At 73.8% G+C, this 26,719-nt stretch carries 22 protein-coding genes; 5 read left to right on the forward strand and 17 right to left on the reverse strand.

Annotated elements, in window-relative coordinates; translation table 11 throughout:
• Positions 1-22: 22 nt before the first annotated feature.
• From EDF38_RS13290 to EDF38_RS13305, 4 genes are read right to left on the reverse strand one after another with little or no spacing between them, the layout of a single operon-like run.
• Positions 23-1,771, reverse strand: a complete 1,749-nt coding sequence (locus tag EDF38_RS13290) for an ABC transporter ATP-binding protein (protein WP_123356194.1) — start codon at positions 1,769-1,771, stop codon at positions 23-25.
• Positions 1,768-2,727 (reverse strand): ABC transporter permease, encoded by a 960-nt coding sequence (locus tag EDF38_RS13295; protein WP_123356196.1) that lies wholly within the window; start codon positions 2,725-2,727, stop codon positions 1,768-1,770. Before EDF38_RS13295 ends, EDF38_RS13290 begins: the two co-directional genes overlap by 4 nt.
• Positions 2,724-3,704 (reverse strand): ABC transporter permease, encoded by a 981-nt coding sequence (locus EDF38_RS13300; protein ID WP_123356198.1) that lies wholly within the window; start codon positions 3,702-3,704, stop codon positions 2,724-2,726. Before EDF38_RS13300 ends, EDF38_RS13295 begins: the two co-directional genes overlap by 4 nt.
• Entirely contained in the window at positions 3,701-5,377 is a 1,677-nt protein-coding gene (locus tag EDF38_RS13305; protein ID WP_123357005.1) for an ABC transporter substrate-binding protein, read from the reverse strand. The genes EDF38_RS13300 and EDF38_RS13305 overlap by 4 nt, the downstream gene beginning before the upstream one ends.
• 308 nt (positions 5,378-5,685) lie before the next feature.
• Here EDF38_RS13305 and EDF38_RS13315 point away from each other — a divergent pair, with 308 nt between their 5' ends.
• Positions 5,686-7,107 carry a globin domain-containing protein gene (locus tag EDF38_RS13315; protein ID WP_123356202.1) on the forward strand — a complete coding sequence of 474 codons (1,422 nt, stop codon included), beginning with the start codon at positions 5,686-5,688 and terminating at the stop codon, positions 7,105-7,107.
• A gap of 84 nt (positions 7,108-7,191) precedes the next feature.
• Here EDF38_RS13315 and EDF38_RS13320 read toward each other — a convergent pair whose 3' ends face one another.
• Positions 7,192-8,343, reverse strand: a complete 1,152-nt coding sequence (locus tag EDF38_RS13320; protein WP_233572464.1) for a LacI family DNA-binding transcriptional regulator — start codon at positions 8,341-8,343, stop codon at positions 7,192-7,194.
• 351 nt (positions 8,344-8,694) lie between these two features.
• Here EDF38_RS13320 and EDF38_RS13325 point away from each other — a divergent pair, with 351 nt between their 5' ends.
• Entirely contained in the window at positions 8,695-9,651 is a 957-nt protein-coding gene (locus EDF38_RS13325; RefSeq protein WP_123356206.1) for a hypothetical protein, read from the forward strand.
• 168 nt (positions 9,652-9,819) lie between these two features.
• Here EDF38_RS13325 and EDF38_RS13330 read toward each other — a convergent pair whose 3' ends face one another.
• Positions 9,820-12,513 carry a S8 family serine peptidase gene (locus EDF38_RS13330; protein WP_123356208.1) on the reverse strand — a complete coding sequence of 898 codons (2,694 nt, stop codon included), beginning with the start codon at positions 12,511-12,513 and terminating at the stop codon, positions 9,820-9,822.
• Positions 12,514-12,805: 292 nt separating this feature from the next.
• Between EDF38_RS13330 and acs the strand changes: the two genes are divergently transcribed.
• From acs to EDF38_RS13345, 3 genes are all read left to right on the forward strand, one after another.
• Positions 12,806-14,884: an acetate--CoA ligase gene (gene acs / locus EDF38_RS13335; protein ID WP_123356211.1), complete on the forward strand. Its 2,079-nt coding sequence runs from the start codon at positions 12,806-12,808 to the stop codon at positions 14,882-14,884.
• Between the two features lie 217 nt (positions 14,885-15,101).
• The gene (locus EDF38_RS13340) at positions 15,102-16,100 is read left to right on the forward strand and encodes a hypothetical protein (protein ID WP_123356213.1); all 999 of its coding nucleotides are present in this window, start codon (positions 15,102-15,104) and stop codon (positions 16,098-16,100) included.
• A 44-nt stretch (positions 16,101-16,144) separates the two neighbouring features.
• On the forward strand, positions 16,145-16,942 hold the full coding sequence (locus EDF38_RS13345; RefSeq protein ID WP_123356215.1) for an isocitrate lyase/phosphoenolpyruvate mutase family protein: 798 nt from the start codon (positions 16,145-16,147) through the stop codon (positions 16,940-16,942).
• Positions 16,943-17,030: 88 nt separating this feature from the next.
• Here the strand turns inward: EDF38_RS13345 and EDF38_RS13350 are convergent, their stop codons facing one another.
• The 11 genes from EDF38_RS13350 to EDF38_RS13395 all read right to left on the reverse strand — a co-directional run bounded on the left by EDF38_RS13350 (position 17,031) and on the right by EDF38_RS13395 (position 26,714).
• A complete protein-coding gene (locus tag EDF38_RS13350; protein ID WP_199734748.1) occupies positions 17,031-18,197 on the reverse strand; it encodes a YihY/virulence factor BrkB family protein in 1,167 nt (388 codons plus the stop codon).
• Between the two features lie 121 nt (positions 18,198-18,318).
• The gene (locus EDF38_RS13355; RefSeq protein ID WP_123356217.1) at positions 18,319-18,618 is read right to left on the reverse strand and encodes a DUF3618 domain-containing protein; all 300 of its coding nucleotides are present in this window, start codon (positions 18,616-18,618) and stop codon (positions 18,319-18,321) included.
• The gene (locus EDF38_RS13360; RefSeq protein ID WP_233572465.1) at positions 18,599-19,033 is read right to left on the reverse strand and encodes a phage holin family protein; all 435 of its coding nucleotides are present in this window, start codon (positions 19,031-19,033) and stop codon (positions 18,599-18,601) included. The genes EDF38_RS13355 and EDF38_RS13360 overlap by 20 nt, the downstream gene beginning before the upstream one ends.
• Positions 19,026-19,499, reverse strand: coding sequence for a hypothetical protein (locus EDF38_RS13365; protein ID WP_123356219.1), 474 nt, complete (start codon positions 19,497-19,499; stop codon positions 19,026-19,028). Before EDF38_RS13365 ends, EDF38_RS13360 begins: the two co-directional genes overlap by 8 nt.
• A gap of 203 nt (positions 19,500-19,702) precedes the next feature.
• The gene (locus EDF38_RS13370) at positions 19,703-21,109 is read right to left on the reverse strand and encodes a glycosyltransferase 87 family protein (RefSeq protein WP_123356221.1); all 1,407 of its coding nucleotides are present in this window, start codon (positions 21,107-21,109) and stop codon (positions 19,703-19,705) included.
• 117 nt (positions 21,110-21,226) lie between these two features.
• A complete protein-coding gene (locus EDF38_RS13375; RefSeq protein WP_123356223.1) occupies positions 21,227-22,150 on the reverse strand; it encodes a prenyltransferase in 924 nt (307 codons plus the stop codon).
• Positions 22,147-22,593, reverse strand: a complete 447-nt coding sequence (locus EDF38_RS13380) for a lycopene cyclase domain-containing protein (RefSeq protein WP_123356225.1) — start codon at positions 22,591-22,593, stop codon at positions 22,147-22,149. The genes EDF38_RS13375 and EDF38_RS13380 overlap by 4 nt, the downstream gene beginning before the upstream one ends.
• A complete protein-coding gene (locus tag EDF38_RS13385; protein WP_123356227.1) occupies positions 22,590-22,964 on the reverse strand; it encodes a lycopene cyclase domain-containing protein in 375 nt (124 codons plus the stop codon). Before EDF38_RS13385 ends, EDF38_RS13380 begins: the two co-directional genes overlap by 4 nt.
• Positions 22,964-24,688, reverse strand: a complete 1,725-nt coding sequence (gene crtI, locus EDF38_RS16110; RefSeq protein ID WP_199734749.1) for a phytoene desaturase family protein — start codon at positions 24,686-24,688, stop codon at positions 22,964-22,966. Before crtI ends, EDF38_RS13385 begins: the two co-directional genes overlap by 1 nt.
• On the reverse strand, positions 24,685-25,647 hold the full coding sequence (locus EDF38_RS16115; protein ID WP_199734750.1) for a phytoene/squalene synthase family protein: 963 nt from the start codon (positions 25,645-25,647) through the stop codon (positions 24,685-24,687). The genes crtI and EDF38_RS16115 overlap by 4 nt, the downstream gene beginning before the upstream one ends.
• Positions 25,644-26,714, reverse strand: coding sequence for a polyprenyl synthetase family protein (locus EDF38_RS13395; protein WP_233572466.1), 1,071 nt, complete (start codon positions 26,712-26,714; stop codon positions 25,644-25,646). Before EDF38_RS13395 ends, EDF38_RS16115 begins: the two co-directional genes overlap by 4 nt.
• Positions 26,715-26,719 lie beyond the last annotated feature (5 nt).

Raw genomic sequence — 26,719 nt, forward strand, 5'->3', positions numbered from 1 at the left:
GGTCGTGCGCGGGTCGAGGGGGTCAGGAGGCGCGGTGCGTCCGCCGCGGATTCGGCACGGCGTCGAGGAGGCGCACCGTGTACGGGTCGGTCGGCCGCTGGAGCACCTCCGCGGTGCGGCCGCGCTCGACCACGGCGCCGTCGTGCAGCACCATGACGTCGTCGGTGACGAGCCGCGCGCTGAGCAGGTCGTGCGTGATGTAGAGCATCGAGACGCCCCACTGCTCGCGGAGGTCCTCGAGCAGCGCCAGCACGCCGGCCCGCAGCGACACGTCGAGCATCGAGACGGGCTCGTCGGCGATGATCACCTGCGGGTCGCTCGCGAGCGCCCGGGCGATGACGACCCGCTGCCGCTGACCGCCGGACAGCTGGTGCGGCAGCTTCGCCGCGAACTGCTCGACCGGCGTCAGACCGACCGTCTCGAGCAGTTCGAGGACGCGGCGCCGCGCCTCCTGCCCTCGGAGCCCGGTGTAGTTCACGACCGGCCGCGTCAGCGTGTACTCGACGGTGTGCAGCGGGTTGAGGGCCGAGTACGGGTCCTGGAAGACCATCTGCACGTCGCTCCGCAGGTCGCGCAGGCCGCGGCCGCGCACGCGGCTCACGTCGACGTCGCCGAAGGTGATCGTGCCCTCGCTCGGCTTCTCGACGCCCGTCACCATGCGCGCGATCGTGCTCTTGCCCGAGCCCGACTGGCCGACGAGCGCGAGCGACTGCCCGGGCTCGAGGGTGAACGACACGTCGCGGACGGCCCGCACGGGGTCCTCGCCCCGACGCGGAGGCGCGTAGGTCTTGCTCACGCCGGTCACCGTGATCGCGCTCTGCGCCGCCTTCGTGCTGCGCGTGCCGACGCTCGGCGTGCTGGTGGTCGTGTCGACGCGGCGCTCGCCCCGGGCCCGGCGCACCGCGCGGTCCTCGAAGCCGGGCAGCGACACGACCTCGGCACGGGGGTCGGCGTAGTGCGAGAGCAGCATCTGCGTGTACTCGTGCTGCGGGTCGGCGAGCACCTCGGCCGAGCGGCCGTCCTCGACGATGCGGCCCTCGTGCATGACGAGCACCCGCTCCGTCGCCTCGAGCACGATGCCGAGGTCGTGGCTGATCAGCACCGCCGTGAATCCCTCGCTCTGCTGCAGCGCGATGATCGTGTCCATGACGGCGTGCTGCACGAGCACGTCGAGCGCGGTCGTCGGCTCGTCGAAGACCATCAGCTGCGGCTCGAGCGACAGGGCGAGCGCGATCGAGACGCGCTGCCGCATGCCGCCGCTGAGCTCCCCGGGGAACCGAGCGAGCACCGCCGGGTCGAGCTCGACCTTCTGCACGAGCTCGGCGGCACGGGAGTCCCAGTGCTCGCGCGGCACGTGGCCGTGCGCTCGGAAGACGTCGACGAAGTGCTTGCGGATGGTGCGCACCGGGTTGAGCGCGTTCATGCCCGACTGCAGCACCATGGCGAAGCCGCCCTGGCGCTGCTGCCGCAGGGCCTCGGCGTCGAGATCGCGGATGTCGGAGCCGTCGAAGACGATGCTGCCGCCGTTCGTCCGCGCCGGCGGCCTCTGCAGCCGCGTCAGCGCGTAGCCGAGCGTCGACTTGCCGGAGCCCGACTCGCCGACCAGGCCGACGAACTCGCCGCGGCGCAGCGAGAACGAGACGTGGTCGACGGCCTGCACCGGGGTCGAGGCGGCCGACTCGTAGACGACGCTGAGGTCGCGCACGTCGAGGATCGGGTCGTCGCGACCCGGGGAGGCGCGGTGCTGGTCGGTGAGGTCCGTGGCGGTCATCGACGCGCCTCCTTCGTCTTCTTCGCGGTGCCCTCGCGCAGGCGCGGGTTGCTGACGGCGTCGACGCCGAAGTTGATCAGGGTGAGGCTCATGGCGAGCAGGGCGATGCAGAGACCGGGGGCGAACAGGAGGATCCACTGCCCGGTGAGCAGGGCGTTCGAGTTCTGCGCCCAGTAGAGGATCGTGCCCCAGCTGACGATCGACGAGTCGCCGAGACCCAGGAACTCGAGGCCGGCCTCGGCGAGGATCGCGCTCGTCGCGGCGCCGAAGAACGAGCCGACGATGAGCGACGTCATGTTCGGCAGGATCTCGCGGAACACGATGCGGACGGCGCCCTCGCCGGAGAAGCGGGCTGCCTCGACGAAGTCGCGCGATCGGAGCGACTGGGTCTGGCTCCGGAGCACGCGGGCGCCCCACGCCCAGCCGGTGACGACGATGACCGCGATGATCACCGCGATGCCGCCGTTCTGCAGGTACGCCGCGATGACGATCATGAGCGGCAGGCCCGGGATGACGAGGAACAGGTTGACGACGAAGCCGACCACCTCGGCGGCCGGGCCGCGCAGGTAGCCCCAGCTGAGGCCGATCACGACGGCGACGAGCGTCGCGGCGATGCCGGCCACGAAGCCGACGAAGACGCTGATGCGGGCGCCCCAGATGAGCTGGCTCAGGACGTCCTCGCCGGCGGCGGTCGTGCCCATCCAGTGGGCCCAGGAGGCGTCCTGGTTGCGCTCGAACCCGTTCTCGCTGCCGCCGTACGGCGCGAGCAGCGGGGCGAGGACGGCCGTCAGGACGAAGACGCCGAGGATGACGATGCCGATCCTGGCCTTGGGGTTCGACCACACGACGCCGGCGGTGCGCAGCACGGTCTTCCAGGTGCTGGGCGCGGCCTGCTCGGCGGCGGGGCCGGCAGGGTCGCCGCCCTCGGGGAGGCGGACGGACACGGTGGAGGTCATCGGCGGGTCCTTGGGTCGAGCACGCCGTACAAGATGTCGACGAGGAAGTTGGCGACGAGCACGCTCACGGTGATCATCAGGAAGAGGGCCTGCATCAGCGGGTAGTCCTGGCCGATGACGGCGTTGAACAGCAGGTAGCCGATGCCGGGGTAGCCGAAGACCTGCTCGACGAGGATCGAGCCGCCGACGACCCCGCCGAGGGCGAGGCCGAAGCCGGTGAGGTTGGGCAGGATCGCGTTGCGGGCGGCGTAGCGGACGGCGACCGTGCGCCCCTTCAGGCCGTTCGCCTCCGCGAAGGTCACGTAGTCGTCGCCGAGCGTGTTGATCATCGCGTTCCGCATGCCGAGGATCCACCCTCCGAGGCTCGTGACGAGGATCGTCACCGCGGGCAGCACCGCGTGCAGCAGGGCGTCGCCGACGAACGCGGGCGTGAAGCCCGGCGTGGTCGTCGCGCCGTAGGCCCCCGTGGTCGGGAACCAGTGCAGCACGTAGCCCAGGAAGAAGAGGAGGAGCAGCGCCGTCCAGAAGTACGGGAAGGTGCTCATGAAGCTGCCCGAGAGCGTCGGCAGCGAGTCGAGCCAGGTGCCGCGCTTCCAGGCCGCGGCGACGCCGATCAGGGTGCCGACCACGAAGGCGATGACGGTGCACGCGCCGACGAGGATCAGCGTGTAGGGCAGTGCCTGCCCGACGAGGTGCCCGACCGTCTCGGGGAAGAACGTGTAGCTCGTCCCGAAGTCGAGGCGGACGACCTGGCCGAGGTAGGCGACGTACTGCTGCAGCACGTTGCCGTCGGGCACGCCGAGCTGGGCCTCGATGGCGGCACGGGTCGCCTCGGTCACGGGGCCGTTCTGCGACAGCTTCGCGATCGCGGCGTCCGTGGGGTCGCCGGGCATCAGTCGCGGCAAGATGAAGTTGAGCGTCACCGCCGCCCACAGGGTGAGGACGAAGAGTCCGAGCTTCTGCGCTGCGTACTTCATTCGTCGTCGCCGCCCTGGTCGACGCGCTTCAGCTTCGTGAAGATCAGCAGCGGTGCCTGGTCGTAGTTCTGCGGGGCCATGTACGGGTCGTCCTCGCTCGGCCAGCCGGTGAACTTCGAGTCGTTGAACAGGCCCCAGAGCCCGCCGTAGTAGAGGCCGATGACCGGCTTCTGCTCGTAGACCACGTTCTGCAGCGCGTACGACAGGCGCTGCTGCTCGGCGGGGTCGATCGCGGCCTTCCACTCGACGAGCAGCTCGTCGACGGCAGGGTCGCTGAAGCGGCCGAAGTTCGAGGCCGTCGTCTCGCCGATCGGCGTCGCGAAACCGCTGTTGAGCAGCGTGTTGTAGGCCTGGTACGTGTTGCCGTTGCCCATGCCGCCGAGCGCCATGTCGAACTCGCCGTTGGCGATGGCCGACTGGTAGCCGGCAGGCTGGGGAGCCTGGATCTGCACGTCGATGCCGATCGCGCCCAGCTGTGCCCGCACCTCCTGCACGGCCCTCAGCCAGTCGGTGTAGCCGTTGGCGGTGAGGATCGTGATGCGCAGCTGCTGGCCGTCGGGGCCGACCAGCTGGTCGTCCTGCTGCGTGTAGCCGGCCTGGGCGAAGGCGGCGAGGGCGCCGTCGACGTCCTGGCCGATCACTCCCTCGTCGGGGATCGACGGGTCGAGGTCGTCCTGCTGGTTGGGCAGGATGAGCCCGGTCTGGCCGGCCGGCTCGAGGTACCCCTCGGTCGCCGACTCGGCGATCTGGTCGCGGTCGAGCGCCAGGGCGATGCCGTTCCGCACGTCCACATCGTCGAAGGGCGCCTTCGTCAGGTTCGGCATCAGGCCGATCACGCCGCCCGGCGGGAACCAGTACGAGTTCGTGTCGCTCGCCGCGCCCCAGGTGCCCTCGACGTCGCTGATGAACGAGTACGCCCAGTCGTAGCCGCGCGTGACGGTGTCGAGCTGGTTGTTCGTCGCGGGCAGGATCAGGTGCGCGATGTCGATCTTCTCGGCCTGCCAGTAGGACTCGTTCTTGTCCATCGAGTACTGCAGGGCCGAGTAGTTGCCGAGCGTGAACGGGCCGGTGCCGACCGGGTCGGGGTTGCGGTACGTCGTCGGATCGTCGACCTGGCTCCAGAGGTGCTCGGGCACGATCGTCGTCTGGCCGATGATCTCCATCGCGGGCACGTCGTCGGTCTGCAGGTGGAAGACGACGTGGTCGCCCTCCTGCTCGATCGTGTCGATGTGCTGCCAGGCGCCCTTGAGGTCGAGCGCGGGGTTCGCCTCGATGAGGTCGAACGTGTAGACCACGTCGGCGGGCGTCATGGCCGTGCCGTCGGACCACTCGACGCCGTCCCGGATCGTCATGTCGACCGTGCGCGCGTCGGGCAGGGTCGTCTCGCTCGCGAGCCACGGCGTGATCTCGCCGTCGAGCGGGTTGATCTCGAGCAGGGGCTCGTAGATCCACGTCGACGCGGTGCGCTTGTTCGTGAGGAACGGGTTGAAGTTGCGCTCGAACTGCGGGTTGCCCTTGTCGGCGTTGATCAGCATCGTGTCGGCGCCGATCGTCGGGTCGGGCTGGCTGCGGATCTGGATGCTGCAGCCGGCGACCAGCACGGTCGCGGCGGCCGCCAGGGCTCCGGCCCGGAGGAGCGCCCGGGCACGGCGCCGGGGGTGTGTCGTGTGCATCGTCGCCACGTTCTCTCATTCGTCGTCGAGGTGAGGATGCCCACTGTAAGCGCATACATCAGGGAGCGCAACGGGTCGGGTGCCGGAGTGCCGACCGGAGGCGCGGCACGGGCAGGCAGGACGGGGTCCGGAGGCGCGGCACGGGCAGGTCGTTCGAGGTCGAGAGGGCGCGCCGCGGGTCGGAGCGCGACTGCGCGAGGATCGGGACGTGCGCTGCCCGGGTGCACCGCGCCTCCTCGTGTCGTCCCACGGCCCTGCGCCGAGCGACGGCGGCCGGCGCGTCGGCCGCCGACCCGTCAGGGAGCACCGTGATCACGTCGTCCCAGCTGACCGGACTGCGCACCTCCTTGCCGCTCGTCGCCGAGCGGGCCGACGCGATCGCCGTCGACTTCTACGCGCGGCTCTTCGGCGAGCGCCCCGACCTGCTGCGCGACCAGTTCAACCGGGGCGACCAGGCCCAGGGGCGGCAGCAGCGGGAGCTCGCCCTCACGATGCTCGCCCTCGCCCGCGACGTGGTCGGCACCCAGGTCGGCGTCGGCCGCTCCGTCGCCCGCGGCCGGGAGGCGTCGGCGTCCACCGCCGTGGCCCCGTGGTCGTCGCCCGCCGCCGCCTCGTGGGAGGTGCGGGCCGCCGCCCGCGAGACCACCTCGCGCCTGGCGCAGCGGCACGCCGCCATCGGCGTCGGCCCGGACGAGTACGACCTCTTCGCCCGTCACCTCTCCGCCGCGTTCGCCGCCGCCCTCGGCCCGGCCTGGACCGACGAGGTCGCCGACGGGTGGCGCGCCCTCTACGAGCAGACCCGCGACGAGCTCGTCTCCTCCGTCGCCGCCGTCTACCGCCGCGCCGACCTCGAGCCGGGCGACGACTGGCGCGAGGCCCTCGTGACCGAGCGCCGCGTCGAGGCCGAGGACGTCGTCGCCCTCACGCTCGTCTCCGCCGACAGCGAGGCGCTGCCGGCCTACCGCGCTGGCCAGTTCGCGTCGATCCAGGTGACGCTGGCCGACGGGGCGCGGCAGATCCGGCAGTACAGCCTGCGCGGCGGGGCCGACGAGCAGTGGCGGGTCAGCGCGCGGGTGCTCACCGGCGTGCCGGAGCTCGGCCTGCCACCCGGCGAGGTCTCGAACCACCTGCTCGCCCACGTGCAGGTCGGCGACGTGGTGTCGGTCTCGCCGCCGATCGGCTCGCTGACCGTCGACGAGCTCGACGACGCGCCCCTCGTCCTCGTCTCCGCCGGCATCGGCTGCACCCCCGTGCTCGGCATGCTCGACCACCTGGCGCGCGTCGACCCCGACCGCGAGGTCACCGTGCTGCACTTCGAGCGCACCCCCGAGCGGCACGCCCACCGGGCCGAGCTGGAGGCGCTGGTCGCCGCCCTGCCCCGCGGACGCCTCCGGGTCAGCTACACGCAGGGCAGCCTCAGCGCGCTGAGCGCCGCGAGCACGGTCGGCGTCGCGGGCGCCGGCGCGATCGGCCCCCCGGACGTCGACGCCTCGCTCGACGGCGCGGGTGCCTACCTCGACCCGATCGACCTCGGCACGGTCGACCTGACGCCGCAGCACCGGGTGTTCCTCTGCGGACCGGTGCCGTTCATGGCGATCGTGCGGGCGGCGCTGATCGAGCACGGGGTGCCGGCGGAACGGGTGCACCACTTCGTCTTCGGCCCGGACGACGGCAGCGTGACGCGCACCGACACCGGCCAGCGGCGGCGATCGGCGTTGGACGAGGCGTGAGGTCGGGGCGTCCGGGCCCCGCCGACGGCGTTCAGCGCGCCTCCGGCCCGCCGACGGCGTTCAGCGCGCCTCTGGCCCGGCGGTTCAGCGCACCGGGCAGCTCTCGCGCAGCAGCACCTCGACGGGCAGCGTGACCCGCTGCGGCGGCCGGCCCGGGTCGGCCAACCGCTCGACGATCGACCGGACCGCCACGCGACCGAGCTCGCCCATCGGCTGGCGCACGGTCGTGAGCCGCGGCGTCGAGAAGCGCCCGGCCTCGATGCCGTCGAAGCCCGCGACGAGCACCCGCCCCGGCACGTCCACCCCCGCGCGGCCGAGCACGTCGAGCACGCCGAGGGCCGTCTGGTCGTTCGCGCAGACGACGGCCCTCGGGAGCTCCTCGCCGGAGGTGAGCAGCGCCTCCCCGGCCCTCCGCCCGCCGTCGCGGCTGAAGTCGCCGGGCTCGACGCGGACGCGCACCGGGGCGCCGCCGCCCGCGTCGCGCGCCCCGGCCGCGCCCACCGCCTCGTCGAAGCCGCGGTGCCGGTCGGCCTCGTCGGGCGAGTCGGCGGGCCCGGCCACGTAGGCGACGTCGCGCACGCCGTGCCGCTCGAGCACGAACTCCGTGAGGGCCCGCATGCCCGCGACGTTGTCGACGCTGACGTGGTCGAGGTCGTCGCCGGGCCGCGAGTCGGCGAGCACGACGACGGGGATCCGCCGCGAGACGTGCGCGAGCAGCTCGTCGGGAACCGTGCGGGCCAGCACGGCGAGGCCGTCGACCCGCCCGGCGATGTCGTTGACCATGACGTCGCGGCTCGAGCCCCGGCCGGCCGCGACCATGAGCGCGAAGCCGCGACGCCACGACTCGACCTCGGCACCGCGCAGCACCTCGTCGAAGTAGAGGTTGCTCGGGCTCGACCAGTGCCGCGCCGGGCCGGGGAGCGCGGGAGGCGCGGTCCGGCCCTCCGAGTCGTCGATCAGCGGGATGCGCCCCGCGTCCGCCGCCGCGGGGCGGGCCGGCTCGGGCTCGTCGATGCCGTCGTGCCCCGGCAGGAACAGCCCGAGCACGCCGTGTCGGCGACCCGCGAGCCCGCGAGCCGCGCCGCTCGGCACGTAGCCGAGGGTGCGGACGGAGTCGAGCACCCGCGCACGGGTCTCCGCGCGGACGTCGTCGGGGCGCCGCAGCACACGGGACACCGTCGCGATGGACACACCGGCGTGCGCGGCCACGTCGTAGACGGTGGGGGCCTTCGTCACGGGGTCCTTCCGGGGCTGACGGGTGGGGACCATCCTAGGTCGGCGGTCGTCGGGGGCCTGCACCGCGCCTCTCGGGGGCGGCGCCGTCGGCCGTGCCGGGTCGGGTCGCGCCGCGTCGGGTCGGGTCGCGTCACGTTCCGTGCATCACCGTGTGTTTCGTCGCGACGCGACGCACGAGACGTGACGCGACGGGCCGCCGACGCCGGAGGCCGTCCCCTCGGGCATCCCCCGCGCGTCGGGGTTCGGACATCGCGGTGCGTCCGGACGGCACGCAACGGGCGAAACGTGACGCGACATCCGACCTGTGGACAGCCCAGGAGGCCGTCCCGCGATGTCGGGCACAGTCGTCGGATGCTCGTCGTCCACGAAGATCCCCTGCCCCGCCTGGTCCACGTCGCCGGTCTCGGTCCCGGCGACCGGGAAGCGTTCCGCCTGCGGCGGGCAGCTCGGTCCGGGACCGTCCGACGCCTCCACGCGGGCACGTTCGTCGACGCGACCGAGTGGGACGCCCTGACGCCCCGCCGCCAGCACGTCCTCCTCGTCGAGTCGGCGGCGCGACGCACCGACGAGAGGCACGTGGTGTCCCACCTGTCGGCCGCGGCGCTGCTGCGGTCGCCCGTGCTCGGCGAGTGGCCCGCTCGCGTCCACGTCACCGACCCGCGGGGACGGACCAGCCAGACCACGGCAGCGGTGAGCAAGCACCGCGGACCGCTCGACGACGACGAGGTGACCGCCCTCCGCGGCCTGCGACTCACCTCGCCGCCCCGGACGGCAGCCGACCTGGCCCTGACGACCAGGTCTCGGCGGGAGGCCGTCGTGCTGCTCGACGACCTGCTGCACCGGGGACTGGTCACGAAGGAGGACGTGCTCGCCTCGCTCGACCGCCGACCTGCCGCGCGGGGTCGGACCGGGGCCCGCCGGGCGCTGGCGTTCGCGGACGGGCTGGCGGACTCGCCGGGAGAGTCGGCGGCGCGCGTCGACCTCGACCGGCTCGGCGCACCGCCGCCCGTGCTGCAGAAGTCGTTCGACGTGGGGCGAGGGCGCTACGACCCGAGGGTCGACTTCTGGTTCCCCGACCAGGGATGCGTGCTCGAGTTCGACGGGATGGGCAAGTACACCGAGAGCCGCTGGCGCGGCGTGCTGACGGCCGACCAGGTCGCCGTGAAGGAGAAGTTCCGGGAGGACGACATCCGCCGGCATCCGGACGTGCGCGAGTTCATCCGGTGCACGTGGTGGCACCTGCACGACCTCCGCCGACTGCGCGCCCTGCTGGTGGAGGCGGGGGTGCCGTGCTCACGGCGACTCTGACCGCGGCCGCGTCACGTTCTGCGCGTCACGTCGCGGCGAAACGCGACGCGGTGCGCGGAACGTGACGCGGGGCGCCACCCGACACACGACGGACGCCGCCCGCCCGGGTGGACGGACGGCGTCCGTCGGTGCGGCGGGGCCGCCGCGGCGCGGCGGCCCCGGGCGGGACTACTCGGCCGAGGCCGATCCGGCGCCCGAGCCAGCGCCGGTGCCGGCGGCGACCGTCGCGAGGCGACGGCGACGCAGGCCCGCGGCGGCCACGGCCGCCGTGCCCGCGGCGAGCATGGCCAGGGCGACGCCCGCGAGCGGGGTCGGCTCCGAACCGGTGTACGCCAGGGCGCCGGAGGCGACGGGCGCGCGGACCGGGACGACCACCGAGCCGGGAACGGGCTCGGGCAGCGGCACCGGGTCGGTGCCGTCGACCGGCACGACGACCGCGGCGGCGACGGTGAACAGCACGGGCTCCGTGAAGGTCGACGTCGTGCCGTCGGGCAGCACCTGCAGCGCGGTCACGCCGAGGTCGCCGGCGGGCACGCCGGTCACGGGCACGGACCAGGCGCCGGTGGCGTCGGTCTGCACGAGGGCGGAGGCACCGCCGAGGGCGGGGTCGTACGGCACCGGGTCGGCGATCACGGCGGCGGCCGAGGCACGGGCCTCGACGGCCGAGCTGCCCGCCGAGCCCGACGCGAGGGCCGAGGCCGAGGCGTCGACGGAGGCGGTCGAGCGGGCCTGCGCGGCCGGCAGCACCGGCTCGAGCTCGACGAGCGCCGCGACGTCGGCGGCCGACCCGAGGGTGACCACGACGAGGGCGTCCGCCTCCGCCGTGCCCGACACCGTCACGGTGCCCGGCTCGACGACCTGGCCGGCCGTGGGCGCGGTGATCGACGGACCGGCGACAGCCGCCTCGACGATGAGCTCGAGGGTGGTCGAGCTGCCCTCGGAGCCGGTCAGCTGCAGGGTGACGACGCCCGCCTCGAGCAGGGGCGACAGGACGGCCGGGCCGTCGAGGCGTCCGAGCTCGTCGGCCGTGAAGGAGCCGGTGAGGCCCTCGACGGTGACGGTCTCGCCGGGCTCGAAGTTCGCGCCGAGGACGCGGAACGGGGCACCGGCCTGGACCGTGCCGTCGGCGACCGCCGCGACGGGGCCGAGGCCGAGGTCTTCGGTGACGGCCGCGAACGCGTCCACGACGCCGGCGCCGTAGAGCGCCGAGTCGCCGCGCGGGGTGGCCTGGCTCTCGAGCAGCGCCTGCAGCTCGGCGGGCGAGGCGTCGGGGTGGGTCGAGGCCAGGAGGGCCGCGACGCCCGCGACGTGCGGCGAGGCCATCGAGGTGCCGTTGTACGACTCGTACAGGCCGCCGAAGACGGTGCTCAGCACGTCGGAACCGGGGGCGCTGACGTCGATGACGCCCTCGCCGAAGTTCGAGTAGCGGTCCTCGAACTCGGGCTGGCCGTCGGCGCCCTCACGGAGCGCGGACACCGAGACGACGCCGTCGATCTCGGTGGGCATGTCGTAGCAGCCCTCCGAGACGTCGCGGCCGACGACGGGCGTCGAGTCGTTGGGGCTCGAGTCGTTCGTGGTCTTGTTCGCCAGGTCGTACGACGAGTTGCCGGCCGCGGCGACGCTCAGCACGCCCTGCGTCTCGGAGTACTCGACGGCCCGGGTCACGGCCTCGAGCGCCGGGGCCTGGTCGGCCTCGGTGCTGCACCAGTACTCGTAGGGGTCGACGTAGTAGCTGTTGTTCGTGACGTCGAAGCCCTTGTCGGCGGCCCACATGAAGCCGCAGAGCGCGTACTCGGGGTAGATGTAGCCGTCGTAGTTGACGACCTTGACGCTGGCGAGCGTCACGTCGGGCGCGATGCCGACGATGCCGACGCCGTTGTCGGCGGCGGCGATGGTGCCGGCGACGTGCGTGCCGTGCGACTCGCTGTCGTCGACGGGCACCCAGGCGGACTGCGTCTGGTCGGGGACGCCGTTGACGGCGCAGCCGACCGAGAGGCTCGGGTCGACCTGGCCGGCCAGGTCGGGGTGCGTCACGTCGATGCCGCTGTCGAGCACGCCCACGACCACGCCGGGGTCGCCGGCCGAGATCTGGCGGGCCTCGGGGGCGCCGATGGCCGACATGTCCCACTGCTCGGCCTCGAGCGGGTCGGCGGTGACGGCGCTGTCGGCGAGCGGACGCTCGATGCCCTGCGTGCCGCCGGCGCCCTCGGTCGCGTCGGCGGGCGCGACGGCGCCCTCGCTGACGGGGGCGGTGCGGGTCGGGCCGGCCGACTCGACGCCCTGCGCGGCGCGGATCGCGGCGAGGAACTCGCCGTCGGTCGACTGCGCCGTGACGACGCCGATCTCGGGGTACTCGCTGAGCACCACGCCCCCGGCGTCGGCGACGGCCGTGGCGGCCTCGTCGACGGCGGCGGCACCGGTCGCGTCGGTGTTGACCACGTAGTTCATCAGCTCGCCGTCGGCGACGGTCGCGTCGGCGGCGGGCAGCGGAGCCGCCTGCGCCTCGGTCTCCTCCGCGGCGGCGGGCTCGTCGACGACGGGCGTCTCGTCCTCGACGGCGGGCTCGTCGGCGACGGCCTCACCGTCTGCGGGGACCTCGGCGCCTTCGGTCGGGACGGCTGCGCCTTCGGTCGGAGTGGCGGACGCCTCGTCGGCCCCCTCCGCGTCGGGCGAGTCGGCGACGGCCGAGCCGACGGCCCCGACGGCCCCGACCTCTCCGGCGGCACCGCCCGCCAGCGCCTCGTCGGCCGCGGCCTCGTCGCCGTCGGCGGCGAAGGCGGCCGTGGGGGCGAGCACGAGTGCGCTCGCGAGGGCCAGGGCGGTCGCGTAGCGCGCTCCCCGGCCTCGGGTGGATCTGATCACGTGGACGCTCCTGGGGGTCGATCGCCCACGACGACGTCGGCGACGCCCCGGCGACCTCCCCGCGACCCCCCATGGACCGCGCGGCCCCCGGGGCCGGATGCCCCCCACACTAGGGGCAGCCTCCGACGAACGGGAGCCCCTGCGACCGAACCGACCCCGCGAGGAGGCGCCCGGTGCGCCTCGCGGCCACCGCGCCTCCCCGAGGCGGTCGCCCCGCCGCGCGCGACCGCCGCGGTTACGCGACGTGACGGCAGCCCCGGCGGCCGGCCCCGCGCCTCCGTACGCTCGACGGATGGCCCCGCGCGACACCACCCCGACGACCGGCGACACCATCTCGGCCCTGCTCGACGAGCGGCGGACGTTCCCCGCGCCTCCGGCCCTCGCGGCCCACGCCAACGTGGCGGGCGCCGAGCACGAGCGCGCCGCCGCCGACCCCGTCGCCTTCTGGGAGGAGCAGGCCCGCCGCCTCGACTGGGAGACGCCGTGGACCACCGCCCACACCTGGTCGCCGGTGCGCGAGCTGGCCGACGGCAGCCTGACCGTGCCCGAGGCGACCTGGTTCGCGGGCGGCCGACTGAACGTCGCGGTCAACTGCGTCGACCGGCACGTCGCGGCCGGGAAGGGCGACAAGGTCGCCCTGCACGTCGAGGGCGAGCCCGGCGACCGTCGCGACGTCACGTACGCGCAGCTGCAGCGCGAGGTCGTCAAGGCCGCGAACGGCCTGCGCAGCCTCGGCGTCGGGAAGGGCGACCGCGTGGTCGTCTACCTGCCGGTCATCGCCGAGACGATCGTCGTGACGCTGGCGATCGCGCGCATCGGCGCGATCCACTCCCTCGTCTTCGGCGGCTTCTCGGGCGAGGCCCTGAGGTTCCGCGTCGAGGACACGGGCGCGAAGCTGCTCGTGACGACCGACGGCCAGTTCCGCCGCGGCGCGGCCGTGCCGGTCAAGGCGAACGCCGACCACGCGGTGAGCGGCGAGAACCAGGTCGAGCACGTGCTCGTCGTGCGGCGGACCGGCGACCGGACGCCCGACGTGCCCTGGACCGAGGGCCGCGACCTCTGGTGGCACGACGTCGTCGACCCGCAGCCCGACGTCGACGAGCCCGAGGCCTTCGACGCCGAGACACCCCTCTTCATCATGTACACGAGCGGCACGACCGGTAAGCCGAAGGGCCTCGTCCACACGAGCGGCGGCTACCTCACCGCCGCGAGCTGGACCCACTGGGCCGTCTTCGACGCGAAGCCCGACGACGTGCACTGGTGCACGGCCGACCTGGCCTGGGTGACCGCGCACACCTACGAGATCTACGGCCCGCTGTCGAACGGCCTCACGCAGGTGATCTACGAGGGCACGCCCGACACCCCGCACCCGGCCCGCCACCTCGAGATCATCGAGCGCTACGGCGTCACCACGTACTACACGGCGCCGACGCTGGTGCGGACGCTGGCGTCGTGGTTCCCCGACGGGCTGCCGACCGACCACGACCTCAGCTCGCTGCGCCTGCTCGGCACGGTCGGCGAGGCGATCAACCCGGAGGCCTGGGTCTGGTTCCGCGAGCAGCTCGGCCGGGGCGAGCTGCCGATCGTCGACACCTGGTGGCAGTCCGAGACGGGGGCGGCCGTCATGGCGCCCCTGCCGGGCGTCGACACCCTGAAGCCCGGGTCGTCGCTGCGGGCGCTGCCCGGCGTCTCGACCGCCGTCGTCGACGAGGCCGGCGAGCGCGTGCCGAACGGCTCGGGCGGCTATCTCGTCGTGCAGCAGACCCCGCCGTCGCTCGCCCGCACGGTCTGGGGCGACCCCGAGCGCTACCGCGACAGCTACTGGGCGAAGTACTGGCGGCAGGGCTGGTTCTTCTCGGGCGACGGGGCGAAGTACGACGACGACGGCGACATCTGGGTGCTCGGCCGCGTCGACGACGTCATCAACGTCTCCGGGCACCGGCTCTCGACGATCGAGGTCGAGTCGTCGCTCGTCTCCCACCCGCTCGTCGCCGAGGCGGCCGTGGTCGGCGTGGCCGACGACCGCACCGGGCAGGCGATCGCCGCCTTCGTGGTGCCTGCGTCGAGACCGGCCGGAGGCGCGGTGCGCGACGCCGGGTCCGCCGACGAACCGCCGGTGTGGGCCCCGCTCGCGGCGGAGCTCTCCGCGACGCTGCGGGCGCACGTCGCCGACCAGATCGGCCCGATCGCCAAGCCGGCGACGGTCGTCGTCGTGCCCGACCTGCCGAAGACCCGCTCGGGGAAGATCATGCGACGCCTGCTCGGCGACATCTGCGACGGCCGGGTGCTCGGCGACACGACGTCGCTGCAGGACTCGACGGTGCCCGACCGGATCGCGGCCGTCCTCGCGGAGGTGCGACGCACCTCCTGACGGGGCTCGTCGACTCACCGCGCCGCGCTCCGATCACGGCACCGCGACGAGACCCGCTGCGGCGGTCGGGACGCGGTGCGACATCCCGGCGTCAGCCGGGAGGACCACCCGACGCCATCCCTCCGGAGGCGCGGGTCGGCCCCCAGCGGCGGACGCGCCCCGCCCCCGGCGCTCCGTAGCGTCGGAGGCGACTCGCCCGAGCCGCCGAAGGAGCACCATGACCACCGACCCCACGCCCCCGCACGACCGAGCCGACGCCCCCGCCGCCGACGCCCCGCCCGCACCGGCACCCACGCCCGCACCGGCACCGGCCCCGGCACCCGCACCCGCCCCCGCGCAGGGCCCCGGCGGCTGGGCCGTCGCCGCCCTCGTCGTCGGCATCGCCGCCTTCCTCGTCGGGCTCGTGCCGGGCGTGGGGTTCCTCGTCCCCCTCGCGGGCCTCGCCCTCGCGCTCGTCGCCCTGCTCGTGCGCCGCGACCGCGGTCGTCCGGGCAAGGGCATCGGCGTCACGGCGCTCGTGCTGTCGTCGCTGGCCCTCGTGACCAACGTCGCGGTCACCCTGGTGACGGTCGTCGTGGGCCCGGCCCTCGTCGACGTGGCCGACCGCGCCTGGGACGCCTGGTCGGGCCAGCCGGGATCGTGGTCGTACTCCTCCGGCGACGACCTCGACGGCGCCGCCGGCCCCGGCAGCCCGACGCCGCTGACGACCGACTGCTGGACGGCCGACCTCCCCGCGACCACGTGGGTGACCGAGTCGTCGCTCGACGAGGGCGCCTCCTGCTCCACCGACGTCATGGTGGGCGACGACGCCACCGGCGCCGAGTACTTCGTCACGGTCGCGGCCGTCCCGACCAGCACGAGCGACGGGCTGGCCGGCGACGGCTCGCTCGGCGCCGTGACCGACGCCCTCTCGACGAGCTGGCTGCCCTCCGTCGGCACGGTCGTCGGCGACGTCGACGAGGTGCAGCTCGACGGCGAGCCCGCCCGGGCGGCGAGCATGGCGACCGGCACCGACCTCGGGACGCCCGGCGTCGCGCTGATCGCCCTCGCCCCCCGCGCCCTGTCGACGGACGACGGCTCGGCCCGGCTCTTCCTCGTGACCGTCACCGCGACCGACGGCGGCGACCTCGAGGGGGCGACCGACGCCTCCTCGTCGCGGTCCGACCTCGACCGCGTGGTCGACGAGCTGGCGAGCAGCTGGCGGTGGGCCGACTGACCTCGGTACTGGCGACGCGGAGGCGCGTGCGGTTGGCTGGGACCATGTCGATCTCCAGCACGGCCGAGAAGGCCGAACTCCTCCGCTCGCTGCACGTCCCCGGCGACCCGCTCGTCGTGACGAACGTGTGGGACAGCATCACCGCCCGCGTCGTCGCCGGCGCCCCGGGGGTGAAGGCCCTCGCGACCGCCTCCCACTCGATCTCCGAGGCGCACGGCGTCGAGGACGGCGAGGGGCTCGACGTCGACCAGATGCTGGCCGCCGCCCGCCTGGTCATCCGCGCCGTCGACCTGCCCGTGTCGGTCGACTTCGAGAAGGGCTACGCGACCGACGCGGCCGGCACGCTCGACAACGTCTGGCGCCTCATCGAGGAGGGCGCCGCCGGCCTCAACATCGAGGACAGCGTCGGCCGCTCGAAGGCCGAGCTCTACGACGTCGACACGCAGGTCTCGAAGATCGCCGCCGCCCGCCGGGCCGGCGACCGCGCCGGCGTCCCGATCGTCATCAACGCCCGGGTCGACGCCCTCGCCGGCGACCCGTCGCTCTTCGACGACGCCGTCGCCCGCGCCAACGCCTACCTCGACGCCGGCGCCGACTGCGCCTTCGTGCTCGGCCTCGGCACGGACGAGCTCGTCGCCCGTGCCGTCGAGCAGATCCACGGCAAGGTCAGCGTCATCTCCGGCCCCGACTCGGTGCCGCTCGCCCGCCTGGCCGAGCTCGGCGTCTCGCGCGTCAGCTTCGGGCCGCGCACCCTGGGCCTGACGCTGTCGCACCTCCGCGACGCGGCCGAGCAGCTCACCGCCCGCGGCGACTACCCGGCCGAGCTCGGCTTCGCCTTCTGACGACCCGCCGACGACGAACGGCCCGCCCCTCCGTGCGGAGGTGCGGGCCGTCGTCGTCAGTCCCCCGGCCGGAGGCGCGGTGCAGCGCTCAGCGCGCCTCGCGCCCCGATCCCCGGTCGCGGTCGAGATCCTCCGAGGTGGCGTCGGGTGACGAGCCGTCGCGCCGCCCCTCGCCCCGGGCCTCCTCCTCGGACTCCTGCCGGGCGATGGAGGCCGCGGCGGCCTGACGCAGGCGCATCCCGTCGAGCTCGTCCTGCGCCTCCTGGGCCTTCTTCTTGTCGCTGGCCGCCGTGTCACGGGGCGGCAGCAGGATGTCCTTCTCCGCCCGCATGCCGGCCTGCAGCTCGCGGCCCCGCTCGATCTCGGCGTCGAACTCGGCGCCGAAGAGCAGTGCGTTGTTCGTGATCCAGAGCCACAGCAGGAAGACGATGACGGCGCCGAGCGAGCCGTACGTCTTGTTGTAGTTCGAGAAGTTCGCGACGTAGAAGCCGAAGCCGACGCTCGCGAGCAGCCAGATGCCGATGGCGAGCAACGAGCCGAGGCTCATCCAGCGGAACTTCGGCTGCTTGACGTTGGGCGAGAAGTAGAAGAGCACCGCGACGACGACCACGATGATGCCGAGCAGCACGGGCCACTTCACGATGCCCCAGACGAACACCGCGGTGGAGCCGAGGCCGATGACGTCGCCCACCGTCTGCGCGACGTCGCCGCTCAGCACGAGGATGAGGCCCGCGATCACGACGAGCACGACCGTGAAGGCCGTGATCGCGAGGTTGACGGGACGGAGCTTCCAGACCGGGCGGCCCTCGTCGATCTCGTAGATGCGGTTCATCGCCCGGCCGAAGCCGCCGATGTAGCCGCTCGCCGACCAGAGCGCGCCGAGCACGCCGACCACGAACGCCACGCCCGCCGCCGGCGAGGCGACGAGCTCGGCGATCGGCTCCCGGAGGGCCGTGACGACGGACCCGGCCCCGAGGCCCTCGAGGATGTCGAGCACCGCGCCGGTCGTCGAGCCCGCCTGGCCGAAGAGGCCGAGCAGCGACACCACGGCCAGCAGGCCCGGGAAGATCGCGAGCACCGCGTAGTAGGTCAGCGATGCCGCCAGGTCGGTGCACTGGTCGGCGCCGAACTCGCGGAGGGTCTTCTTGAACACGTAGCCCCACGACCGCTTGTGCAGGTCGGTGGGGTTCTCGGGCTTGCCGTCGTCGTCGGGGGCCGGCGAGGCCGCCTCGCGCTCGGTGCTGCTCTGCGCCATGGGATCCGGGTCTCTCTCGTTCGTCGGTGGTCAGCGACGGGGTGCTGCGGTGACCGTGGTCGGCGCGGTGGCTCGGCCCCGCGGTCGGCGCGGTGGCGCTGGGCGGGTGCTGTGCGTCAGGTCAGCGTCGGGCGGCCTTGACGATGCCGGCCACCAGGGCGGCGACGCCGACGGCGCCCGCGGCGGCCGCGGCCACCACCGGCTTCTTGTCGTCGGCCCAGCGCCGCTCGACGCTGGCCTTGAGGCGACGTGCGTGGGCCGGGACGCTGAGCTTGTCCTCGATCGCGTCGAGGGTCTCGGCGAACTCCTCGCGGGTCCGGGCCAGGTCGAGCTCGATCTCGGGGATGCTCGCGTCGGGGCGCAGCCCGGCCGACTCGGTGGGGTCGTCCGGGGCGTTCTCGTCAGGACCGCGGTTCGGCATACGCTCCCTGTCCCTTCAGGGCGGCGACGTCGGCCTTCACGCTGTCGACTGCATGCTGCGGCACGGGCGGGACGCCCTTCTTCAGCGCCTTGACGCCCAGCAGGGCGAGCACGCCGGTGACGACGAGCAGCACGCCCGCGACGATGAGGGCCGCGAGCCAGGGGGCGACGACGGTGGCGAGTCCGAGGACGCCGGCCGTGATCAGCACGGCGAGCAGGAAGAACCCGAAGAGCGCGGCCCCGACGAGGAGGCCGATGCCGACGCCCGCGTCCTTGAGCTTGGTGACGAGCTCTTTCTTGGCGAGCGCGACCTCGCCGCGGATCATCCGCGACAGCAGGTCGGGCAGGCTGCCGAGCAGCTTGCCGAGCGAGCGCTTCGTGCTCTGCTCGGGGGCCTTCAGGTCAGAGTCAGCCACCGACGTTCACCCCGGGGAGCGTGTCGGTGCCCTTCGACGAGCCCCCGGCCTTGCGGGCCGCCTTGTCGGCCCTGCCCTTGGCCTGGTCGGCGACGTCGTCAGCCTCGTCCCGGGCCTCGGCGGCCTTGTCCTTCGCGGTGTCGGCGACCTCGCCGGCCTTGGCCTTCGCCTCGTCGGCGACGTCGTCCGCCTTGTCGGCCAGGTCGCCGGCGGCGTCGCCGGCCTTGCCTGCGACCTGCTTGGCCTTCGCGGCGGCGTCGCTGGCGGCGCCGGAGAGCTTCTTGCCGACGACCGGCGCGTTCTCCTTGACGAAGTCCTCCGCCTGGTGCACGGACTTCTGGACGGTGGGGTTCTCCCACAGGTCCTCGGCTCGCGACTTGATCTTCACGTACGCACCACGACCCGCGCGGGCCCCCAGGACGTACCCGACTGCTGCTCCGGCGACGAAGAGGATCTTGCCCTTCATGAGTGCTCCTTGGCTCGGACCCGCGCGCGGCGCGGGTGCTCTGGTGTTGTCCGACCTCCCACGGTGGCACGGCAGGCCGGGCGGCGACCAGATTGGCGTGCCCACTGTCCCCTCGGGGAACGGAACGCCCCGGGGTGCCCCGTCCCTCGCCGCGGCGCCGCACCGGCCGCGGCACCGGCCACGGCCGAGTCCGTGCGCCGTCGTCAGCCCTGGCGGTCGAGGACCCGCGCCTCGCGGGTCGCCGCGACGGGCAGCCCGCGATCCGGCGCGAGCAGCCCCAGCGCCCGCCGGAGCGTCCACCCCTCGAGCCCCGCGCCCGCGAGGGCAGCCTCGACGAGCCGCACGGCGCACCAGCCGAAGAGCGCCACGACGATCGCGTTGCGCCCGGCCAGGACGAGCACGGCGAACGGGTTCAGGTCGATCAGCGGTCGGTAGAGGATCGGGAAGACGAGCGTCGTGAGCCCCGCGGCCCAGCCGAGCATCACGGCCGGCACCCGGAACTCGGTCGGCCGGGTCGCGAGGCCGACGGCGACGATCGGGGCGATCCAGAGCATGTACTGGGGCGAGCCGACCTTGTTGAAGACGACGAAGGCGGTCGTCAGCGTGAGCGCGCCGAGCAGGACCAGTCCGTGCTCGTCGGCCGGCCGTCGACGGGCACCGGGCACCCCGAAGGCCGCGACGGCGAGCACGCCGACGAGCGCCAGGATGACGCCCAGCATGAGCTCCGTGCTGCCGTTGATGGCCCAGGTGTCGCCGGGCCCCATCACCTCGCGGGTCGCGAGGGCGACGTTCTGGTAGACGCTCGCGCCCGGCACGCGCAGCATCGCCATCCACACCCACGGCGTCGACAGCGGCGCCTCGAGCTGCAGGCCCCGGCTCGACTGGGTGGTGACGAAGCCGTCGACCCGGGTCAGCCCCCCGCCGAGGGCGACGACCGACGCGACGACCACCGTGACGACGATGGCCGACCGCACGACGGTGGCCCGCTCCCGGGAGGCGACCATGACCGCGCCGACGACCGCGGCGGGCCAGACCTTGATCCAGGTCGCCGCGGCCAGCAGCAGGCCGGCCGCCCGCGGGTGCCGCCCGAGGAGCACGAGCGCCGTCACCACCATCGGCGCGCTGAACCCCTCGAGGCGGAGGAAGGCCACCGGGCTGAGGAGGAAGAGCACGAGCAGCCACCACCAGGCCGCCGGGTTCTCGACCGTGCGACGACCCCGGTCGGTGAGCAGCCACAGCGAGACGGCGTTCAGGGCGGTCAGCATGACGAGCCACACCAGCTGGTAGAGCGACTCGCCCAGCACGTTCGGCAGGACGATCGGCAGCAGCGCCCCCGCGGGGTAGACCCAGCTGAAGTCGAGCACCGGCCACGACCCGGCGCTCAGCGCGTCGCTCGCCCAGGTCCGGTAGAGGGGCAGGTCGCCGCTCACGCCGCCCGCGAGCATCAGCGGCGTGAGCGCCAGGAAGACGGCGCCGTGCAGCAGGGCGAACGCCCGCCAGAGCGCCCGGGGGTGGCGCCGGGCGCGGTCCCACCGGACGCGGGCCCGCCAGGCGAGGTCGTTCAGCCCGCGGGCACGCCGCAGGGCTCCGGCGGTACGGGACGGGCGCATGGTCACGTCGGCACGGTACGGGCACGAGCTTGCACGAGGGTGAACGGGCGGCGACTTCCGCCGAAGATCATCCGGCCGGCTGACCTCGGCCCCGTCGCCCGGACGAGGAGGCGCGGGTCAGCCGCGCAGGGACACCCACCAGATGAGCAGCATCGTCGTCAGGAACCCCGACACGAAGTTGAGGGTGAGGAAGCGCCTCCAGCCCTTGTTGACGCCCTCGGCGTCGGCGTCGGCGACGTTCCACCAGGGCGCGCAGCTGATGGCGTAGCCGACGGGGATGAGCGCCGCCAGCGGCCCTGGCCAGTCGGTGAAGGTCATGAGGACGCCCGCGAGCAGGTACGCCACGACCGAGAGCCGCACGGTCGACCGGGCGCCGATGACGGTGGCGGTCGAGGCGATGCCGCCCTCGCGGTCGGCCAGCACGTCCTGCACGGCGCCGAACGCGTGGCTCGCCATGCCCCAGAGGAAGAACGCGCCGAGCAACGACCAGAGCGCCGGGGTGAAGTCGGCCCCCGCGAGCACGAGGCCGAAGACCGCGGGGCTCACGAAGTGGGTGCTCGACGTGACCGAGTCGACGAACGGCCGCTCCTTGAAGCGCAGCCGCGGCGCCGAGTAGGCGACGACGGCGAACATGCTCACCGCGAGCACGAGCGCGCTGAGCGGCCCGCCCACGGCCACGAGGAAGACGAGGAAGGGCACGGTCGTCACGACCGACGCGACGAGCGTCGGGCGATGCATGCCGCGGTCGAGGAGGGCGCCCTCGACCCCGCCCTTCCGCGGGTTGCGGAGGTCGCTCTCGTAGTCGAAGACGTCGTTGATGCCGTACATCGCGAGGTTGTACGGCACGAGGAAGAAGACGAAGCCGACGATCGCGACGAGCCACGGCACGGTCGAGAAGTCGAACGAGCCGGCGGGCGCGGCCGCGCCGTCGCGCGGCGTCGAGGCCGCCGTCAGCACGTACGCCGCCGCGAAGGGGAACGCCGTGTTGATCCAGCTGAGGGGCCGGGACGACCAGAACAGGGCTCTCAGGGTCGCGGTCACCGCGCCTCCTCGTCCCGGGTCGCTGCGGGCGCGGCGGCGGCCGACGCCGAGGCCTCGACGCGGGCGCGGTCGCGCGGGTGGACGAGGGTGGGCTCGCGGGGCGCGCGCCGCCCGCCGAGCAGGCTCCAGACGCTCGGCAGCAGCACGAGGGCGGCGACGGCGTAGGCGAAGTCCTCGAGGGGCGCGACGCCGATCTTCACGCCGCTGATGCGGGCCTCGTCGTAGCCGACGAGGCCGACGCCGATCATGACGTTGTCGAAGACGGCCGTCATCACGAGCAGCACGACGGTCGCCAGCGCCGCCGCGCGCACGCGCTCGACGAGCGGACGACCCGGTGAGGAGGCGCGTCCCGCCCGCCGACGCGACCAGGCCAGCAGCAGGGCCGCCCCGGCCGCCGCGGCCACGAGGACGAGGAAGACGGCGTTGATCGCCCAGTAGGTCACGAGGCACCGCCCCCGGAGCCCGCCCGGGCGCCGCCGGAGCGCGCCGAGCGGCGCTCGTCGACGAGCTCGAGGGCCAGCCGCGCGCCGGAGAGGAGGTTCATCGTCAGCCAGCACAGCAGCGTGAGGAAGAACACCTCCTCGAGGGGCAGCTCGGGGGCGAGCTGGACGCCGGTCATGAAGGAGGTCTCACCGCGGAAGAAGATGCCGACGTCGATGCCGACGACGTCCCAGACGAGGAAGAACACCACGCCCACGAGCAGCGTCACCGCCGCGCGCCAGCCGTCCCGCCAGAAGAACAGGGCGAAGCGCCGGTCGAGCAGGGCCATGCCGGTCAGGGCGACGCCGAGCGCGACGAGGTAGAGGACGCCCATCAGGCGCCGCCGCCGCCGGTCTCGGCGCGTGCCGGCGCACCGGGCACGGTCGCGGGCTCGGGCAGCGGCTCGGTGCTCGTGTCGCCGCGCATGTTCTTGAGCAGCACCTCGGCGCTGATCAGGCACATGGGCAGCCCGATGCCGGGACGCGACGAGCCGCCGACGTAGAAGAGGTCGGCCACGTGCTCGGACGTGTTGCCCGCCCGGAACATGGCGCTCTGCTCGAGGGTGTGGGCCGGGCCGAGCATGCTGCCGCTCCACGCGTTGACGTCGTCGACGAAGTCGCGCGGCCCGCGGGTGCGGCGCAGCACGACGCGCGACGCCAGGTCGGGCACGCCGGCCCACTCGGCGATCTGGTCGATGACGAGGTCGGCGAGGCGCTCGACCTGCGGGTCGCCGTCGCCGTCGACGTCGCCGCGGCCGATCGAGGGGTCGGCCGGCAGCGGCACGAGCACGAAGAGGTTCGTGTGGCCGTCGGGGGCCGTCGAGCGGTCGATCGTGCTCGGCTTGCAGACGTAGAGCGACGGCGGGTCGGGGATGCGCTTGACGTCGCCGAAGATGCGCTCGAAGTTCTCGTGCCAGTCGCGGGCGAAGAACAACGTGTGGTGCTCGAGCTCGGGCACCTCGCCCTCGATGCCGAGGTAGACGAGCAGGGCGCTCGGGCCCGGGTCGCGACCCGACCAGTACGCGGCGTCGTAGGTGCGCAGGGAGGTCGGCAGCAGCCGCGTCTCGGTGTGGTGCAGGTCGGCCGCGCTGACGACGACGTCGGCCTCGAGCGTGTGCCCGGCGCCGCTCGCGTCCGTCCACTCGACCCCGGTGGCCCGGGCGCGCGCGCCGCGGAGCGACGACGCCGAGCCGGCCGGGCCGTCCCCGCCGGCGGTCGTGACGATGCGCGTGACCGAGGCCTCCGTGACGATCTCGACCCCCGCCTCCTCCGCCACGGCGGCGATCCGCTCGATGACGGTCGTCAGCCCGCCCTGCGGGTAGAGCACGCCGTCGTCGAGGTCGAGCGTGCTCATCAGGTGGTACATGCTCGGGGTGCGGAACGGCGACGACCCCAGGAAGACCGCCGGGTAGTCGAGGATCTGCTTCAGCCGGGGCTCGGTCACCGTCTTCGAGGCGAACGTGTCGAGGTCTTGCAGCAGGAGCCGGGCGAGCTTCGGCAGGCGCACGACGACGTCGCCGCGCAGCAGCGGCGAGACGCTCTCGAAGCTCGTGTAGAGGAAGCGCTGCTTGGCCATCTCGTACGTGTCGCGGGCCGAGCGGAGGTACCGGCGCATCCGGTCGCCGCTGCCGGGCTCGACGCTCTCGAACAGCTCGACGTTGCGCTCGAGGCCGAGGGGCACGTCGATCGGCGCGTGGTCGGGGGTGGTGCCGTCGGCGTCGGGGCCGGGCTCGAAGTACACGCGGTAGCCCGGGTCGAGCGCCACGAGGTCGAGCTGCTCGTCGGCCGTCGTGCCCATCAGCCGGAAGAAGTGGTCGAACACCTCGGGCATGAGGTACCAGCTCGGGCCGAGGTCGAAGCGGAAGCCCTCGCTCGCCCAGCTGCCGGCGCGGCCGCCGACCTCGGGGTTCTTCTCGAGCACGGTGACCTCGTGGCCCTCGCGGGCGAGGAGCGCGGCCGACGCGAGGCCGGAGATGCCGCCGCCGACCACGACGACGCGTCGGCCGTGCCGCTCGACGGTCGTGGCGCCGGTGGTGCGCTTCAGCCAGGGGGTGCTCATGCGGCTCCGGGGGTCGGGGGCGGGGAGGTCGGGAGGGAGGGCGAGGGGGCCGGCGTGGCCGACGAGGTCGACTGCTCGGCGGTGGTCGGGCCCGGCACGGACGCGATGCGCCCGATCGCGGCCCCGGCGGCGATGCGCAGCTTGACCGGGTCCGGCACGCGGACCCGGGCCCGGATCAACGAGGAGGCGGGGGTCGCCTCGAGCCGCCGGTTGAGCTCCGCGAAGAGGCCGTGGGCCAGCGCGACGGCACGTCTCGACGTCGCGGGCAGCACGGGGATGATCTCGCCCGCCACCCGCAGGTCGTCGTCGATGTCGTCGACGAGGCGGCGCTTCGTCGCCTCGTCGAAGGTCGTCACGTCGACCCCGGGGAAGTAGCTGCGGCCCAGGTGCTCGAAGTCGGCCGCGAGGTCGCGGAGGAAGTTGACCTTCTGGAAGGCCGCGCCGAGGCGCCGGGCCCCGTCGTCGAGGGCGGCGACGGTCGACGGCGGGTACGCGTGGCCGACCAGGAAGGCACGGAGGCACATGAGGCCGACGACCTCGGCCGAGCCGTGGACGTACCGGTCGAACGACTCGTCGTCGTGCTCGCTGGCCACGAGGTCGGCGCGCATCGAGGCGAAGAACGGCCGCGTGAGCTCGGCGCCGAAGCCCGTCTCGCGGGCCGTGCGGGCGAAGGCGTGGACGACGAGGTTCGCGCTGAAGCCCTGCCGCATCGCGGTCTCGGTCTCGGCCTCGAAGTCGTCGAGGCAGCGCCGGGCCGCCGCGTCGTCGAGGCCCGCCTCGGCCGCCGGGCCGTCGACGATCTCGTCGGCGACCCGCACGAGCGCGTAGACGTTCTCGACGTGCTGACGGACGTCCGGGCCGAGGAGGCGCGAGGCCAGCCCGAAGGAGGTCGAGTACCGGCGGATCACCCCCGACGCGGTCTCGTCGGCGACCGCGTCGTAGAGGGAGAGGCCCGTCATCGCGCTCTCTCCAGCACGGTCTGCACGACCGGGGACAGCGCCTCGCGGAGCCGGTCGCCCACGTCGGGGCCGTTCAGCAGGTCGAGCGCCCGCCGGGCGTGCTGGTCGACGAGCGACTCGGCGAAGGCGCGGGCGCCGCACGACTCGAGGCGCGCACGGACGTGCTCGGCCTCGGCCTCGGTGAGGTCGGCCTTGCCGACGAAGGGGCGGATCGCGAACCACTCGTCGGTCGTGGCGGCGTGCGCGACGAGCACCGTGCGCTTGCCCTCGCGGAGGTCGCCGAGCGTCGTCTTGCCGGTGGCCTCCTCGGTGCCGAAGACCCCGAGCAGGTCGTCGACGACCTGGTAGGCGACGCCGACCTCGCGCCCGAACTCGCCGACGAGCTGCACCATGGCGTCGGAGGCGCCGGCCAGCACCGCGCCCGCCTGCAGCGGGGCCTCGAACGAGTAGACCGCGGTCTTCGCGCGCTCCATGTCGAGGATCTCGTCGACCGTGGGCAGCTCGGCCGAGAGCGACAGCTCGACGTCGACCATCTCGCCCCCGGCGCTGACGAAGATCGCCTCGTCGAGGATGTCGAGGAGGCGCGCGCGGGTGTCGTGCTCGCACGCGACGTCGAGCAGGAGGCGGCTCGCGCCCGCCAGCGCCAGGTCGCCCGCGATGACGGCGGCCGACATGCCGCGGTGCTCGGCGGCCGGCGTGGGGATGCCGGCCGTGGTCGCCGTGTCGCGGTAGCTGCCGGAGACGTTGGGGATGCCGCGCCGCGAGAAGTCGCGGTCGATGACGTCGTCGTGGACGATCAGCGCCGTGTGCAGCAGCTCGAAGGCCGCGCCGACCCGGGCCACCGCGTCGTCGTCGGTGCCGCCGAGAGCATCGTACGAGGTCTGCACCATGCGCGGGCGGAACCGCTTGCCGCCGCTGGTGTTCCGCTCGAGCACCTGCCAGAGCTCGACGTACCGGTGACCCACGGACTCGGCCCGGCGCTTGGCCAGGGTGAAGAAGGCGTCGAGGACGGCGTCGACACGCTCTTGCCTCGCGTGCGTCCCCGCACGCAGGTGATCACCGTCCACCAGGG

Origin of the sequence: Frigoribacterium sp. PhB160 (genome assembly GCF_003751785.1) — a bacterium.
Lineage (GTDB): Bacteria > Actinomycetota > Actinomycetes > Actinomycetales > Microbacteriaceae > Frigoribacterium.